Annotated in this window: 17 protein-coding genes; 3 read left to right on the forward strand and 14 right to left on the reverse strand. The window is 62.6% G+C overall.

Translation table 11 applies throughout. The annotated features are described in order from the left end of the window. Window positions 1-41: 41 nt before the first annotated feature. From WDU96_RS11700 to infC, 8 genes are all read right to left on the reverse strand, one after another. Window positions 42-977 (reverse strand): amino acid ABC transporter permease, encoded by a 936-nt coding sequence (locus tag WDU96_RS11700; protein WP_337338702.1) that lies wholly within the window; start codon window positions 975-977, stop codon window positions 42-44. Beyond that, complete coding sequence (locus tag WDU96_RS11705; RefSeq protein WP_337338703.1) at window positions 974-1,621, reverse strand: amino acid ABC transporter permease; 648 nt, start codon at window positions 1,619-1,621, stop codon at window positions 974-976. The genes WDU96_RS11700 and WDU96_RS11705 overlap by 4 nt, the downstream gene beginning before the upstream one ends. A gap of 72 nt (window positions 1,622-1,693) precedes the next feature. Beyond that, complete coding sequence (locus WDU96_RS11710; protein ID WP_337338704.1) at window positions 1,694-2,563, reverse strand: glutamate ABC transporter substrate-binding protein; 870 nt, start codon at window positions 2,561-2,563, stop codon at window positions 1,694-1,696. 78 nt (window positions 2,564-2,641) lie between these two features. Beyond that, a complete protein-coding gene (locus WDU96_RS11715; protein WP_337338705.1) occupies window positions 2,642-3,439 on the reverse strand; it encodes an amino acid ABC transporter ATP-binding protein in 798 nt (265 codons plus the stop codon). Window positions 3,440-3,526: 87 nt separating this feature from the next. Next, window positions 3,527-4,327: a TrmH family RNA methyltransferase gene (locus tag WDU96_RS11720; protein WP_337338706.1), complete on the reverse strand. Its 801-nt coding sequence runs from the start codon at window positions 4,325-4,327 to the stop codon at window positions 3,527-3,529. A gap of 76 nt (window positions 4,328-4,403) precedes the next feature. Further along, window positions 4,404-4,784 (reverse strand): 50S ribosomal protein L20, encoded by a 381-nt coding sequence (rplT, locus tag WDU96_RS11725; RefSeq protein WP_337338707.1) that lies wholly within the window; start codon window positions 4,782-4,784, stop codon window positions 4,404-4,406. A 32-nt stretch (window positions 4,785-4,816) separates the two neighbouring features. Further along, the gene (gene rpmI, locus WDU96_RS11730; protein WP_337338708.1) at window positions 4,817-5,011 is read right to left on the reverse strand and encodes a 50S ribosomal protein L35; all 195 of its coding nucleotides are present in this window, start codon (window positions 5,009-5,011) and stop codon (window positions 4,817-4,819) included. Window positions 5,012-5,081: 70 nt separating this feature from the next. Beyond that, entirely contained in the window at window positions 5,082-5,732 is a 651-nt protein-coding gene (gene infC / locus WDU96_RS11735; protein WP_337338709.1) for a translation initiation factor IF-3, read from the reverse strand. A gap of 263 nt (window positions 5,733-5,995) precedes the next feature. Here infC and WDU96_RS11740 point away from each other — a divergent pair, with 263 nt between their 5' ends. Then, window positions 5,996-6,397: a DUF1844 domain-containing protein gene (locus WDU96_RS11740; RefSeq protein ID WP_396668878.1), complete on the forward strand. Its 402-nt coding sequence runs from the start codon at window positions 5,996-5,998 to the stop codon at window positions 6,395-6,397. Here WDU96_RS11740 and WDU96_RS11745 read toward each other — a convergent pair. The 6 genes from WDU96_RS11745 to WDU96_RS11770 are packed head-to-tail and all read right to left on the reverse strand — an operon-like array spanning window position 6,390 to window position 10,740. Next, window positions 6,390-7,190 (reverse strand): SseB family protein, encoded by an 801-nt coding sequence (locus WDU96_RS11745; RefSeq protein ID WP_337338711.1) that lies wholly within the window; start codon window positions 7,188-7,190, stop codon window positions 6,390-6,392. The genes WDU96_RS11740 and WDU96_RS11745 overlap by 8 nt on opposite strands. Beyond that, window positions 7,174-7,920, reverse strand: coding sequence for a bifunctional 1-(5-phosphoribosyl)-5-((5-phosphoribosylamino)methylideneamino)imidazole-4-carboxamide isomerase/phosphoribosylanthranilate isomerase PriA (gene priA / locus WDU96_RS11750; protein WP_337338712.1), 747 nt, complete (start codon window positions 7,918-7,920; stop codon window positions 7,174-7,176). Before priA ends, WDU96_RS11745 begins: the two co-directional genes overlap by 17 nt. Before the next feature lie 54 nt (window positions 7,921-7,974). Continuing rightward, window positions 7,975-8,625, reverse strand: coding sequence for an imidazole glycerol phosphate synthase subunit HisH (gene hisH, locus WDU96_RS11755; protein WP_337338713.1), 651 nt, complete (start codon window positions 8,623-8,625; stop codon window positions 7,975-7,977). Next, on the reverse strand, window positions 8,622-9,242 hold the full coding sequence (hisB, locus tag WDU96_RS11760; protein WP_337338714.1) for an imidazoleglycerol-phosphate dehydratase HisB: 621 nt from the start codon (window positions 9,240-9,242) through the stop codon (window positions 8,622-8,624). The genes hisH and hisB overlap by 4 nt, the downstream gene beginning before the upstream one ends. Beyond that, window positions 9,239-10,333: a histidinol-phosphate transaminase gene (locus tag WDU96_RS11765; RefSeq protein ID WP_337338715.1), complete on the reverse strand. Its 1,095-nt coding sequence runs from the start codon at window positions 10,331-10,333 to the stop codon at window positions 9,239-9,241. The genes hisB and WDU96_RS11765 overlap by 4 nt, the downstream gene beginning before the upstream one ends. Before the next feature lie 14 nt (window positions 10,334-10,347). Then, window positions 10,348-10,740: a LysM peptidoglycan-binding domain-containing protein gene (locus WDU96_RS11770; protein ID WP_337338716.1), complete on the reverse strand. Its 393-nt coding sequence runs from the start codon at window positions 10,738-10,740 to the stop codon at window positions 10,348-10,350. Between the two features lie 284 nt (window positions 10,741-11,024). Between WDU96_RS11770 and lexA the strand changes: the two genes are divergently transcribed. Both lexA and WDU96_RS11780 read left to right on the forward strand, forming a co-directional pair. Continuing rightward, window positions 11,025-11,705 (forward strand): transcriptional repressor LexA, encoded by a 681-nt coding sequence (gene lexA, locus WDU96_RS11775; protein ID WP_337338717.1) that lies wholly within the window; start codon window positions 11,025-11,027, stop codon window positions 11,703-11,705. Between the two features lie 46 nt (window positions 11,706-11,751). After that, on the forward strand, window positions 11,752-13,218 hold the full coding sequence (locus WDU96_RS11780; RefSeq protein WP_337338718.1) for a coiled-coil domain-containing protein: 1,467 nt from the start codon (window positions 11,752-11,754) through the stop codon (window positions 13,216-13,218). Window positions 13,219-13,266: the final 48 nt, after the last annotated feature.

Consider the following 13,266-nt stretch of genomic DNA (forward strand, 5'->3'; position numbering starts at 1 on the left):
GTCGAGTCTACCGAGACTCACGCGCCTCTCCGACGAGACCGCTATCGCCCTGAGTTCGTCTCGGACTCGCCTGCGGCCGCATTGGCCTTTGCGACGAGGATCGCCTGATCCGGATCGACGTCGCCAGCTGCGCGCTTTGCCTTGCGCGAAGACCCGTAGCCCGATGATGTGCGTCGAGACAGCCAGCGCGCGAACCATGACAGCGACAGGTTGATGACGAGATAGATCACCAGCGTGACGGCGAACAGAGTGAACAGATAGCGGTTGCCCAATGCCGCCGACAGCTGGTTCATCGTCGAGCGAATGAGTTCGTGGTAGCCGACGATGTAGCCGAGAGAGGTGTCTTTGAGCAGCACGACGAGCTGGGCCACGATGATCGGGAGCATCTGTCGGAACGCCTGTGGAAACTCGACCAGGATCTTCGACTGGAATACGCCCATACCGACGCTGAGGGCGGCTTCACGTTGACCGCGCGGAAGCGAGGCCAGGCCGGCTCGCAGCGCTTCGCCGATCAACGTGCCGTTGTACAGCACGAGGGCGACGACCACAGCCCAGAATGCACCGGTCGATGCGACGAGCAAGATGAACAGCATCATCAGCAGCACGGGCATGCCGCGAAGGAATTCGATGAGCCAGGCGGTCGGGATGCGAACCCACGCGATCTCTGAGCTTCGCATCAGCGAGAAGGCCATGCCGAGGGCAATGGCGCCGACCGCGGCGATGGCGGCCGCGGCAAGGGTCGCCATGACACCTTCGCCGACGATCTCCCAGAATCGTTGCTGCGCTAATGCCTCCCAGCGCGATGAATCGAACATGCCGGGAAGGGTGATGCCACCAGACTGGCGCTCAGCGGCCAGCGTGAAGACGAGCCAGACGACAGCGCCGAGAATCAGCACTCCGGCAATGATCGAACCGATCAGCGAGGCCCGACGCGCGCGCGGCCCCGGGGCGTCGAAGAGAACATTCGCAGAGCTCATCGCTGCACCACCAGACGCTTCTCGAGTTGACCCGCGACAAGGCCCAGCGGCACCGTGATCACGAGGTACAGTCCAGCCGCAGTCAGCAGGATCGGAATCACCATATTGCCGTTCGAGTTTGCGAGCGCACGCGTGACGGCGAACAGTTCAAGCACGAAGAATCCGCCTGCGACAGACGAGTTCTTCGTCAGGGCGATGAACACGTTGATCAGCGGTGGAATCGTCATACGGAAGGCTTGCGGCAAGACGATGAGCGACACCGACTGGCCGAAGCCGAGACCAATGCTTCGCGCCGCTTCGGCCTGCCCGACGGGAACCCCGTTGATCCCTGAGCGCAGCGCCTCTGCGACGAACGGGGAGGTGTAGTAGGTGAGGGCGAGAATCGCCAGCGGTACGAATGCCCAACGCAATCCGAGAAACGGAAGCACGAATGCCGTGAAGAAGAAGACCAGCGTGAGCGGAGTGTTTCGTGCGATCTCGGTATACAGAGCGGCGAACGCGTTGAGCGCTGTCACCGGCGAGATGCGCATGGCGGCAACCAAGGTGCCGGCCAGGAGCGACAGAATCCCCGAGGCTACCAGCAGCAGAAGGGTCATTCGAAAGCCCTCCCAGAAGGTAGGCCACAGACTCAGGTACTGATCCACTGGTGATCCTCTCGCGTGTCAGTAGGTGGATGCCTCGGCTCTGCGCTGTGCAGAGCCGAGGCATCCGATCAATCAGTAGCGATCGACTGCCGGCGGCTCGATGAACGGCAGAACCGTTCCGGCCGTGGCATCCCACGCAGCTTCGTACGAGCCGTCTGCGTAGCTAGCCTCGAGAACGTCGTTGATCCACATGCGGAACTCGGTGTCATCGAGCGCCAGACCGATTCCGTAGGGCTCGTCGGTGAAGGGCTCACCGGCAACCTTGAACTCGCCCTCGTTCTGGGCAGCAAGACCCGCGAGGATCACGTTGTCGGTCGAGACGGCAACCACGGCACCGTTGCGAAGCGGTTCGAGGCAGTTCGTGTAAGTGTCGGTGAGAACCGGCTCTGCGCCGATCTCGGCCAGCTTCTCGGCTGGCGTTGAACCGGTGACCGAGCAGACGGGCTGACCGACGAGGTCTTCTTCGCTGGTGATGTCGTCGTTGTCAGCGAGCACGAGGATCGACTGGCCAGCCATGTAGTACGGGCCGGCGAAAGAGACGACCTCTTTGCGGGAGTCGTTGATCGTGTACGTGGCGATGACGATGTCAACTTCACCGTTCTCGATGAACGGCTCACGGTTTGCCGAGACCGCTTCGACCCACTCGATGTTCTCTTCGTCGATTCCGAGGTTCGCGGCGATGATCTTACCCATCTCAACGTCGAAGCCCTCGGGGCCGTCAAGTCCGTTCAAGCCGAACAGCGGCTGGTCGAACTTCGTGCCGATGGTGATCGTGCCGGCCTCGCTGAGGTCGGCCATGGTGGTGCCTTCCTCGAACTCGACCATTTCGGTATCAGCCTCGACCGTAGTGTCTTCGGCATCACTGGTGTCGCCCGCGCACGCTGTGAGTGCGAGTGCGCCGGTCATCGCCAGCGCAATAAGCGGGAGTCTCGATCGCTTCATCTCTTCGTCCTTTGCTGTTGTGGACCGCTTTCGCAGTCCGCCTCTTGGTTCTCAGCCGCTGGCAACGGCTGAGCGTTCTCAGTGCTCGAGGATCTTCGACAAGAAGTCCTGGGCCCGTTCGCTCTGGGGGTTGGTGAAGAACTCTTCGGGAGTCGCTTCTTCCACGATCGCGCCATCTGCCATGAACAGCACACGATCGGCTGCTTTTCTGGCAAAACCCATCTCGTGAGTGACGACAATCATCGTCATTCCTTCGGCCGCGAGGCCGACCATGACGTCGAGCACCTCGTTGATCATTTCTGGGTCGAGCGCGCTCGTCGGCTCGTCCATCAGAATCAGCTTCGGGTCCATCGCAAGTGATCGAGCGATCGCAACGCGCTGCTGCTGGCCGCCGGAGAGCTGTGCGGGCATTTTCTGCGCCTGGTTGGCAATGCCGACGCGATCGAGCATCGCCATGGCCTTTTCATCAGCGGCCTTCTTCTTCATCTTGCGGACCTTGATCGGACCGAGGGTCACGTTCTCAAGGATCGTCTTGTGTGCGAAGAGGTTGAAAGACTGAAACACCATGCCGACATCCGCGCGCAGGTGTGCGAGGGCCTTGCCTTCTTCTGGCAGCTTGGCGCCGTCGATGGTGATCACACCAGAGTCGATCGTCTCGAGTCGGTTGATCGCGCGACAAAGCGTGGACTTGCCAGACCCGGAGGGCCCGATCACCACGACAACCTCGCCGCGATTGACGGTGGTGTTGATGTCTTTCAACACGTGCAAGTCACCGTAGTGCTTGTCGACGTGCTCGATTACGACGAGCGGCTCGCCTCGTCGAACGTTGATATTCGATGTACGAGGCGCAGGCGCCGCAGATTCAGGTGTCGCCATAAGTTCACCCTAGGGGTGAAGCAGGGTCTACACACCCCTGGTGGACGCGACCTTTACCGAGTTGTAACAGGAGTGGAACGTGAGGATTCAGTCAGTGGAGCGCTGGGCGAACGCAGTCTCGTAAAGGCACACGCTGGCCGCGGTGGCGAGATTCAATGACTCTGCTGCACCGTAGATGGGCAGGCGCAGCGACACATCGACCATCTCGAGATGTTCGGCTTCGAGACCGCGAGCCTCGTTTCCGAACAGCCACGCTGTCGGCCTGGCCAATCGCCCGCGCGCGGCGAGGAAGTCCTCTCCGCCGACGTCGGCAGCAATGACCTGCATCCCCGCTGCACGAGCACGCTCTATCACCGTGGGAAGCTCGACGCCCACCGCGACGGGAAGGTGGAAGAGCGATCCCGTTGTGGCCCGCACAACTTTCGGGTTGTGCGGGTCGACCGTGCGGCCCGTGAGCACGACGGCATCGGCGCCGACGGCGTCAGCGGCGCGGATGATCGTTCCCAGGTTGCCGGGGTCGCGTACCTCTTCGCAGATGACAATCAGCTGGGGCGACGCGGCAAACACATCGCGCACCGACGTGGGCGACTGTCGGGCGACTGCGACTATGCCTTGTGGGGTAACGGTGTCAGCCATCGCGTCGAGCACCGACTCCGTGGTGAGAACGACCTCAAAGCCCGCGTCGCGCGCGGCATCTCGAACGTCGGCGTGTCGTTCCATGGCGGCCGGAGTGGCAAACAGCTCGACGACTGATTCTGGTCGGTATGCGAGAGCCTCTCGTGCAGCCTGCGGCCCTTCCAACAGGAACAGTCCGGTCTCGTGGCGCGCGCTGCGCTTGGTGAGCTTTGCGACAGCGCGCACTCGCGGGGAACGGGGGTTTTCCAGCACACGATCACCCTATCGCGCACGGGTGTCGGCAACGCGAAAGGCGCCCTCCCGAGGGGAGGACGCCTTTCGTGAAAACTTACGCCTTAGGGGCGTTGACGTTCTCGGGAAGTGCGCTCTTCGCGGTCTCGACCAGCGAGGCAAAGGTCGCCGGATCGTTGACTGCGAGGTCAGCAAGCATGCGGCGGTCAACCTGCACACCTGCAAGGCCGAGACCTTGAATGAAACGGTTGTAGGTGACGCCGTTCTGACGTGCAGCCGCGTTGATCCGCTGGATCCAGAGGCGGCGGAAGTCGCCCTTGCGCTTGCGGCGGTCGCGGTATGCGTAAACGAGGGAGTGAGTGACCTGCTCCTTCGCCTTGCGGTAAAGACGCGAACGCTGTCCGCGGTAACCGGATGCGCGCTCGAGGATGACGCGACGCTTCTTGTGGGCGTTTACCGCCCGCTTGACTCTAGCCATTTCTTCTACTTCCTAAATGTGTGCGTCGGTGCTCAGAGACCGAGGAGCTTCTTGGCGGTCTTCGCGTCGCCGGGAGCCAGAACCTGCTCCTGGTTGAGGCGACGAGTGCGACGGCTCGACTTGCCCTCGAGGTTGTGGCGCATACCGGCCTGCTGCTTCATCAGCTTTCCGCTACCGGTCACCTTGAAGCGCTTCTTGGCACCCGAGTGGGTCTTCTGCTTCGGCATCTCTTTCTTCCTTCGTTTCACTTCCCGCGCGAGCGGGAGTCGGGATCCCGCATCGCGGGAGTGTGGGGCCCTACTCGGCGGGAGCTGAGTCGGGTGTGTCTGTGGGAGAAGCGGTGCGCGCAGAGCGTGCCGCTTCTTTGTTTGCAGCACGCTGGGCGTTCTGCTCGGTCTTCACCTCGGACTTGTTCTTGTGCGGGGCGACGACCATGACCATGTTGCGACCATCGATCGTGGGGTTCGATTCGACCGTTCCGAACTCAGCGACGTCTTCTGCGAACTTGCGAAGCAGACGCACACCCTGCTCGGGTCGTGACTGCTCACGGCCACGGAACAGGATCATCGCTTTGACCTTGTCGCCAGCCTGCAAGAAGCCCTCGGCACGTTTGAGTTTGGTTATGTAGTCGTGAGCCTCGATCTTCAGACGGAACCGAACCTCTTTGAGGACCGTGTTCGCTTGGTTGCGTCGAGTCTCTTTGGCTTTCTGCGCGGCCTCGTACTTGAACTTCCCGTAGTCCATGATCTTGACAACCGGGGGCTTCGAGTTGGGGGCAACTTCGACCAGGTCGAGGTCGGCCTCCTGAGCGAGGCGCAGCGCGACCTCAATGCGGACGACGCCGACCTGCTCACCCGCGGGTCCTACGAGGCGGACCTCTGGGACGCGGATGCGGTCATTGGTGCGGGGATCGCTGATGCGGAACTCCTCTTCGTACTGTGAAGGCAACCACAGCACGGTTGTGATGTGGTTGAAAGAGGGTTCACTCCACCCACTCGACGCTTCTGCGCGAGCTTGCACCCGGACCCATATGTATCCACATGGCTACCCCGGCCGCATGACGGTCGGGGCGGAGTGCTTGACCCGGTAGCCTTGAACGGCAAGCGCGGGTGGGATGAAATCCTCTTTCAGTCTGGAGCAGAACGCTCCAGAGCCTTCATGAGTTTAGCAGAGAGAGTGGCGTGGACACGATTCGAGACAACAACGGCCAGATTGATGGCCCCGACACGTCGCCGGCAGCCGCTCACAATGATGATCGGCACGCCCACTGGGAAGAGCAGGAACGCGCGGCAGCGTCCGCGACCCGAGACATCGCCGACGTGCCCGCTGTCGAGGTCATCACGACAGCCTCGGTGCATCTCATGAGCGCCGCCGCCGTCAAAGTCGGACTTGCCGATGACCCCGACAACCAGCGCGATCTCGACGAAGCGCGCAAGCTCATCAACGCGCTGGCAGGGCTCATCACGGCGGGGGCACCCGAGATCAGCGACATGCACGCGCGTTCACTACGCGACGGCCTGCGCTCACTGCAGCTGGCGTTTCGTGAAGCGTCGCTCGTTGAAGACCCGATCGGCAAAGGTCCGGGCGAAAAATGGACCGGACCGGTTACGTAGCCGCTCCTCCAAGAAGCTTGACGCTCAGCGAATCGACAAGAACCGCGACGCGATCGTCGGCGGCCCAGCGAGTCGCAAGGCGAGAGAGCACCGCGTCAAGCTGATCGCGCTCCAGTCCGGCGACTAGCTCCAGGCGTACAACAAGTTCGGGTCCCCGCAGCCGTGCGGACGGATCCCCCGCTGCAACGCTCAGGTCAAGCACCGTCAACTCGGTGCCGATGCTCGATTGCAACGCCAGAAAGACTTCGGGTGCGGCGAAGCTCGGCTCCCAGGGGTGACCCTGTGCGATGGCCCACACCGCGGGGCGGCGCAACACAAACTCGGTTTCTGAGGCTGGGTCGATCACGATCAGGTCAGTGTCTTCGGCGGATGCTGCCAGAGCGGTGCGCACACCTTCCGCTGGAACGGGTCGTGCCGTCGCATCCCATCGTTTCATCGCCTCGACCGAGCTGAACACGGGCAACACCCGGCGGCCGTCCGGAGCAGCGACGGTGACGATGGAAAGCTCTTGCGTCTTGTCGACCGCGAGCCCGTGAGCGCCGATTCCCTCGTCGCCCTTCTCTGCGATCAACGGGATCAGCAATCGGGCTTCGCGATACGCGTCGACGACAGCTACCTGATCGCCGACGCCGGCATGGAAGGCCTCAAGCGCCCTCAGCAGCGCGGGATCGGCGGAACCATCGTCGCCCGAGTGCGGGTTGGCGCTGAAGCCCCTCCCCTCCCATGGCACACCGGCTGAATCCGCGTGGGGATCGTTGCCAAGTGGGTCAGGACCGTCAGTGCCCGGCGACATCCAGCGCCTCGGCCAGTGTGAAAGCGCCCGCGTAGAGGGCCTTGCCCACAATGACCCCTTCGACGCCAAGCGGTACGAGCTCGCGCAGGGCGATGATGTCATCGAGACTAGAAACGCCTCCCGACGCCACGACGGGCTTGGGCGTTCGAGCGGTCAGCTCGCGCAGCAGCTCGACGTTGGGGCCCTGCAAGGTGCCGTCTTTCGTCACGTCGGTGACGACGTAGCGGCTGCAACCTGCCTCTTCGAGGCGATCGAGCACCGTCCACAGATCGCCACCTTCGCGCGTCCAGCCGCGCGCCGCGAGGGTCGTTCCACGCACATCGAGCCCCACTGCGATCGCGTCGCCGTAGCGACTGATCGCGTCGGCTGCCCACTCGGGGTTTTCGAGCGCGGCCGTGCCGAGGTTGATGCGCGCTGCGCCGCTCTCGAGGGCCGCTTCGAGGGTGCGATCGTCTCGAATTCCGCCGGATACCTCGACCTGCACGCCTCTGACCTGCTTGATCACCTTGCGGATGATCGCAGTATTCGTGCCGCGACCGAATGCGGCGTCGAGGTCGACCAGGTGAATCCAGTCGGCACCGCTGCGTGCCCACTCGAGGGCGGCATCCACGGGGTCGCCGTAGCTGGTCTCGCTGCCGGCCTCCCCCTGGGTAAGACGCACGGCTTTGCCACCGGCAACGTCAACAGCGGGCAACAGGATCAACTCGGGTGTTGACGAGAAATCGTTCATGGCTCCTTGTGCGGGAAAATCGCGGAGGCATTTACCTGCGCAGACGGCACGATTTCAGAGGGTAGTCCTGCTGAGCCCGTCGAGCCAATTGGAGAGCAATTGGATGCCTGCATCGCCCGACTTCTCCGGGTGGAACTGGGTCGCAGAAAGCGGCCCGTTCTCCACCGCGGCGAGGAACGGCGCCCCATAGTCACACCAGGTCAAGGTGGGTTTCGGAAACGGCGGTTGCACGTCGAGCGTCCACTCTTGCGCGGCAAACGAGTGCACGAAATAGAAGCGCTCGTCTTCGATGCCCCGAAACAGACGCGTCCCCTCATCAGGAGTGACAGTGTTCCACCCCATGTGTGGCAGCACGGGGGCGTCTAACTCGGTTACCGCACCGGGCCACTCCCCTAAGCCCTCGGAGTCGGCCCCTCGCTCGACGCCGTGTTCGAACAACACCTGCATTCCGACGCAGATCCCAAGTACAGGACGCCCTCCGGCGAGCCGACGACCGATCAGCTCGTCGCTGCGGGTCGCGCGAAGTGCGTTCGCTACGGCGCTGAACGCCCCGACCCCGGGCACAAGCAATCCGTCCGCTTCGAGCACGAGGGAACGGTCCGACGTCAGCCGTGCGTCTGCACCAGCAGCGTCCAGCGCTTTCACCGCGGAGTGAACGTTGCCCGACCCGTAGTCGAGCACTGCAACCACCGGCTTCGAAGTCACAGTGCGCCCTTCGTGCTGGGAATACCATCGACGAGCGGGTCCAGAGCCTTGGCCTGGCGAAAAGCGCGCGCGAAAGCCTTATATTCCGCTTCGGCGATGTGGTGTGGGTCACGCCCCGAGATAACCCGAACGTGTACGGTCAACGCCGCTTGGAACGAGATCGCTTCGAAGGTGTGGCGTACGAGTGAGCCGGTGAAGTGGCCGCCGATGAGGTGGTGCTCAAATCCGACGGGCTCGCCGGTGTGCACCAGGTAGGGGCGGCCGCTGACGTCGACAACCGCTTGCGCCAGCGCCTCGTCGAGCGGAACGAGTGCATCGCCGTAGCGAGAAATTCCGGACTTGTCTCCGAGTGCCTGGCGAATTGCTTGCCCGAGCACGATCGATATGTCTTCGACCGTGTGGTGTGCGTCGATGTCAGTGTCGCCTGATGCGCGCACGGTGAGATCGGTGAGCGAGTGCTTGGCGAACGCCGTCAGCATGTGGTCGAAGAAGGGCACGGTCGTATCGATGTGACTGCGGCCGTTCCCATCGAGGTTGAGTTCGAGCTCAACGGATGACTCGCTCGTGGAGCGCCGGATGGATGCCGTGCGTGGGGCGCGAGAAGTAGCTTCGGTCATGACGCTGATCCTATCGACGCCAACGCGTCCAAGAACGCGGTGGTCTCTTCTTCGGTGCCGGCCGAAACTCTCAGGTGGTGAGGGATCCCGACGTCGCGAATCAAAACGCCACGGTCGTAGAGCGACTGCCATAGGGCTGCGGGATCAGCGACATCGCCAAACAGAACGAAATTCGACCAGGATTCGTAGGGGCGATACCCGAGTGCTTCGATGGTCGCTGAGATTCGATCCCGCTGCGCAACGATCTCATCAACCATCTGCAGCATCGTCGGTGCGTGACGAAGCGCCGCACTCGCGGCTGCTTGAGTAAGAGCGCTCAAGTGATAAGGCAACCGAACCAGCCGCAACGCATCGACGACGGCAGGGTCAGCGGCGAGGTAGCCGACCCGAGCACCTGCAAAAGCAAACGCTTTGCTCATCGTGCGCGAAACGATGAGCCTCTCCCGACCGGGGAGCAGCGTAAGCGCAGAGCGCTCCCCTTGCGGCGCGAACTCGTGATACGCCTCATCGACCACGACGATGCCGGTTGACGCCTCGTACACCGCCTCGATCACATCGAGACTCACGGGTGTGCCCGTGGGATTGTTCGGCGAACAAAGAAAGACAACGTCAGGTTGCGCCTCGCGCACCTGAACGGCGGCGTCGGTCGCCGAAATCGAATAGTCCACCTCCCGCCTGCCCGCGAGCCAAGTCGCCCCGACGGCTTGACTGAGCAGCGGATACATCGAATACGTCGGCGCAAAACCGAAGGTCTTGCGCCCCGGACCAGCAAAGGCTTGGAGAACGTGCTGCAGCACCTCGTTGGAACCGTTCGCTGCCCAGATGTTCTCGGCTGTCAATCCGTGACCGAGATAGTCCGCGAAACCTTCTCTCAATGCGACAAAATCGCGATCGGGATAACGGTTCACTTCGCGCAGTGCTAACGCGATCGAGTCCATGATGTCGTCCGCGACCTCTTGCGGCACGGGATGGGTGTTCTCGTTCACATTCAGCGCTATCGGCAACGGCGCCTGCGGTGCACCATAGGGCGTCAAGCCGCGTAAATCATCGCGGAGGGGCAGATCTTCCAGACGTACACTCACTCGGCCCATCGTAGGCCGTGTGACTAGGAGCCGGATGAGTATTCAGCCGGTACCGCCAGTCGCTGACCGACAAGAACGTTGGCACTGTCGAGGGCATTCAACCGCACGATGGCATCAACCACGTCGCGCGGGTCTGCCGCCGGGGCCACCTCTTCGGCGATGGACCAGAGCGAGTCGCCGGTTCCGACGGTCACGCTCTCGTAGGAGACCGACGCCACGCCGGAGTCTCGAGACGCCATTGCCGCACCGCCACTGATGACCGCGATACTCAAAGCGATCACGAGCGGCAATGCAGCCATGGCAGCGAACACTCGCCGTCCACGCACGGTCAACCGCAGCTTGGTGGGCTGGCTCGACGTTCGCGGCGCTGAGACTGACGCGGTCGGCGAAAAGGCTGTGATGGCGATAGTAGTCATGGCGGGTCTCCTCGACTCAGGAAGATTCGACTGGTGGAAGATTCGCAGGAGCGGATCGACCAAGTGGTCATGATGTGAATCTATATTCCGAACGTATCTTCGATCTAATTGGGTGTCAAGTGCCGTTTCTGATTTGCGACTCTCGAACGCGACACGCGCATGCGCTCGTGCGTTCGGGGGCTAAATCCGGATACGGTTTCGATAGGAGAACCCCACCACGACCCTCCGACATTCGAAGACCGATGCTGGTCACGGCTGCCGGAGAAACCAGACAGGAGCCGAAGATGAGCGATGCGAGTGGGCGCGAGAAACCGCAAACCCGTCGGCGCAAGAGCCTCAGCGACAAGCAGATGGCGATCCTCGAAGTCATCCAGCGTGCGATCGCGCGCAACGGGTATCCGCCGAGCATGCGCGAAATCGGCGACGCCGTCGGCCTGAAGTCGCTCTCTAGCGTCACCCACCAGCTCAACCAGCTGGAGTTGAGCGGATACCTGCGTCGCGATGCCGGAAAGACCCGCGCGATGGAAGTGCTCATCGACCTGCCCGGCACCGCCACCGAGAATCCCGCCGACAGCGCACCTACTGTCGGTGACGCCGCGATGGTTCCGCTGGTCGGGCGCATCGCGGCAGGCGTGCCGATCACCGCCGAACAGCACGTCGAAGAGATCTTCCCTCTTCCTCGTCAGCTCGTCGGCAAGGGCGAGCTGTTCATGCTCAAGGTTTCAGGCGACTCGATGATCGATGCCGCCATCTGCGACGGCGACTGGGTAGTCGTGCGCTCGCAGAACGTTGCAGACAATGGCGACATCGTTGCCGCCATGCTCGACGATGAGGCAACCGTCAAAACCTTTCGTCAGCGAGACGGCCACACGTGGCTGCTGCCACGCAACTCCGCGTTCGAACCGATTTTGGGCGACGATGCCGTCGTTCTCGGCAAAGTGGTTGCGGTGTTACGCGCTGTCTAACCCCCTCCACTAGTCTGGCGTCACCAAGATTCTTAGGGGGCACGCCATGGCATCAGAGGTCGAGAAGCTACGCGCTGAGTTAGAGGAGTTGCGTCAAGAGAACGCAGCTCTCAAGACAGCATCATCAGAACCCGTTGCCACGGGGCCGGCGAAGCCTGCCAGGTCGCGAGCGGGATGGTGGCGCGCTGCGCTGTCGGCCTTTTGCATCATCCTCGCCGGCTTCATGGTGCCGGTGTCGGTCGTGGCCAGCTGGGCGCGCGTGGAACTCGTCAGCGAAGATGCTTTCGTTGCCACCTTTGCACCACTCGCCGATGACCCAGGCGTGCAGGCTCTGATCATCGATGAAGCGGTCACCGCCATCGATGCCTCGATCGACGTCGAGACCTACACCGATAGCTTGTTCGACGGGATCGCGACCCTCGACCTTCCGCCTGCCGCGCTCACCGCGCTTGATCTGCTTCGTGCCCCGGCAGCATCCGGCGTCGAGAGCCTGATAGAGACCGGGGTGACGAGAGCCGTCGAATCAGACGCGTTCGCGAACGTATGGCGTACGGCTCTGGTAGCGAGCCACCGTGCATTGATAGCGACCGCCACGGCAGACGATACTGATGGCGTCGTCACGATCGCCAACGATGGCACCCTCGCCATTCAGCTCGGTCCCATCGTCGAAGAGCTCAAGTCGCAGATGATCGACCAGGGAATCGGTGTCGCAAGTTTGATTCCCGCGATTTCGACCTCAATCGATATCGTGCAAAGCGATGCACTGGTGTTGGTAGGCACCATATATGCGATCGCTGTCGCAGTGGGCTGGTGGCTGCCGGTGATCTGCCTCGCGCTCTTCGCGATCGGCATTGCGCTTGCCCGCCATCGCTCGGTCGCAGTGCTGGGCACGGGCATCGCGATTGCGATCGGCTCTGGCCTTCTCGCCGCCGGGTTCGCCGGCGCAAATGCCGTGCTGGGTCTCAACGCCTCTGCCGTGGGCATTCCGAGCACCACGCTGAGCACAATCTTCTACGCCGTGGTCGGGGCGATGCAAGACACGGCTGTCGTTCTTACCTTCCTCGGAGTCATCATCGCTTTGTCAGGCTGGATGGCGGGACGATCGCGTCACGCCGCACGAGCCCGCGCTTTCAGCGCGACGCTCTCGACTTCGGCACGCGGTTCGCTGCAGCGCAGCGGTATGAATACGGGCCGATTCGGCGAGTGGATGTACCAGCAGCGACTGCTGGTACGCGCCATCATCCTCGTACTCGCTGTGTTGCTTGTGTTCGCGTTGCGACCGCTGTCGATCGGCGACATCGTGTTGGTAGTGGTGCTCGCACTTGCAGCCTGGCTCGCCGCGACACTGGTGCAGCGAACCCCCGATGACGCGGTGGCGTCGTTGCCGACTGGCCTCGACGATCCTGCCGGAGAGGGCGACACTCTGGTCCTCGACGACACCGTGCCAGACGCTGCGGGCGCAGAGCTGGCCACCGTGACGCCGAGCGACGCTCAGACTCAGAAGCTGTCGTAGCAAGCCGAAAGAGGCGGATGCCGCAGCCTAGACGCTGCAGCATCCGCC

Origin of the sequence: Microbacterium marmarense, assembly GCF_037204165.1 — a bacterium.
Lineage (GTDB): Bacteria > Actinomycetota > Actinomycetes > Actinomycetales > Microbacteriaceae > Microbacterium > Microbacterium marmarense.

Excerpts from the sequence above, each read along its gene's own strand:
- WDU96_RS11700 (WP_337338702.1), bottom strand. The coding sequence starts at position 977 with ATGAGCTCTGCGAATGTTCTCTTCGACGCCCCGGGGCCGCGCGCGCGT.
- WDU96_RS11710 (WP_337338704.1), bottom strand. The coding sequence starts at position 2,563 with ATGAAGCGATCGAGACTCCCGCTTATTGCGCTGGCGATGACCGGCGCA.
- WDU96_RS11715 (WP_337338705.1), bottom strand. The coding sequence starts at position 3,439 with ATGGCGACACCTGAATCTGCGGCGCCTGCGCCTCGTACATCGAATATC.
- rplT (WP_337338707.1), bottom strand. The coding sequence starts at position 4,784 with ATGGCTAGAGTCAAGCGGGCGGTAAACGCCCACAAGAAGCGTCGCGTC.
- rpmI (WP_337338708.1), bottom strand. The coding sequence starts at position 5,011 with ATGCCGAAGCAGAAGACCCACTCGGGTGCCAAGAAGCGCTTCAAGGTG.
- WDU96_RS11745 (WP_337338711.1), bottom strand. The coding sequence starts at position 7,190 with ATGTCGCCGGGCACTGACGGTCCTGACCCACTTGGCAACGATCCCCAC.
- priA (WP_337338712.1), bottom strand. The coding sequence starts at position 7,920 with ATGAACGATTTCTCGTCAACACCCGAGTTGATCCTGTTGCCCGCTGTT.
- hisB (WP_337338714.1), bottom strand. The coding sequence starts at position 9,242 with ATGACCGAAGCTACTTCTCGCGCCCCACGCACGGCATCCATCCGGCGC.
- WDU96_RS11765 (WP_337338715.1), bottom strand. The coding sequence starts at position 10,333 with ATGGGCCGAGTGAGTGTACGTCTGGAAGATCTGCCCCTCCGCGATGAT.
- WDU96_RS11770 (WP_337338716.1), bottom strand. The coding sequence starts at position 10,740 with ATGACTACTATCGCCATCACAGCCTTTTCGCCGACCGCGTCAGTCTCA.
- lexA (WP_337338717.1), top strand. The coding sequence starts at position 11,025 with ATGAGCGATGCGAGTGGGCGCGAGAAACCGCAAACCCGTCGGCGCAAG.
- WDU96_RS11780 (WP_337338718.1), top strand. The coding sequence starts at position 11,752 with ATGGCATCAGAGGTCGAGAAGCTACGCGCTGAGTTAGAGGAGTTGCGT.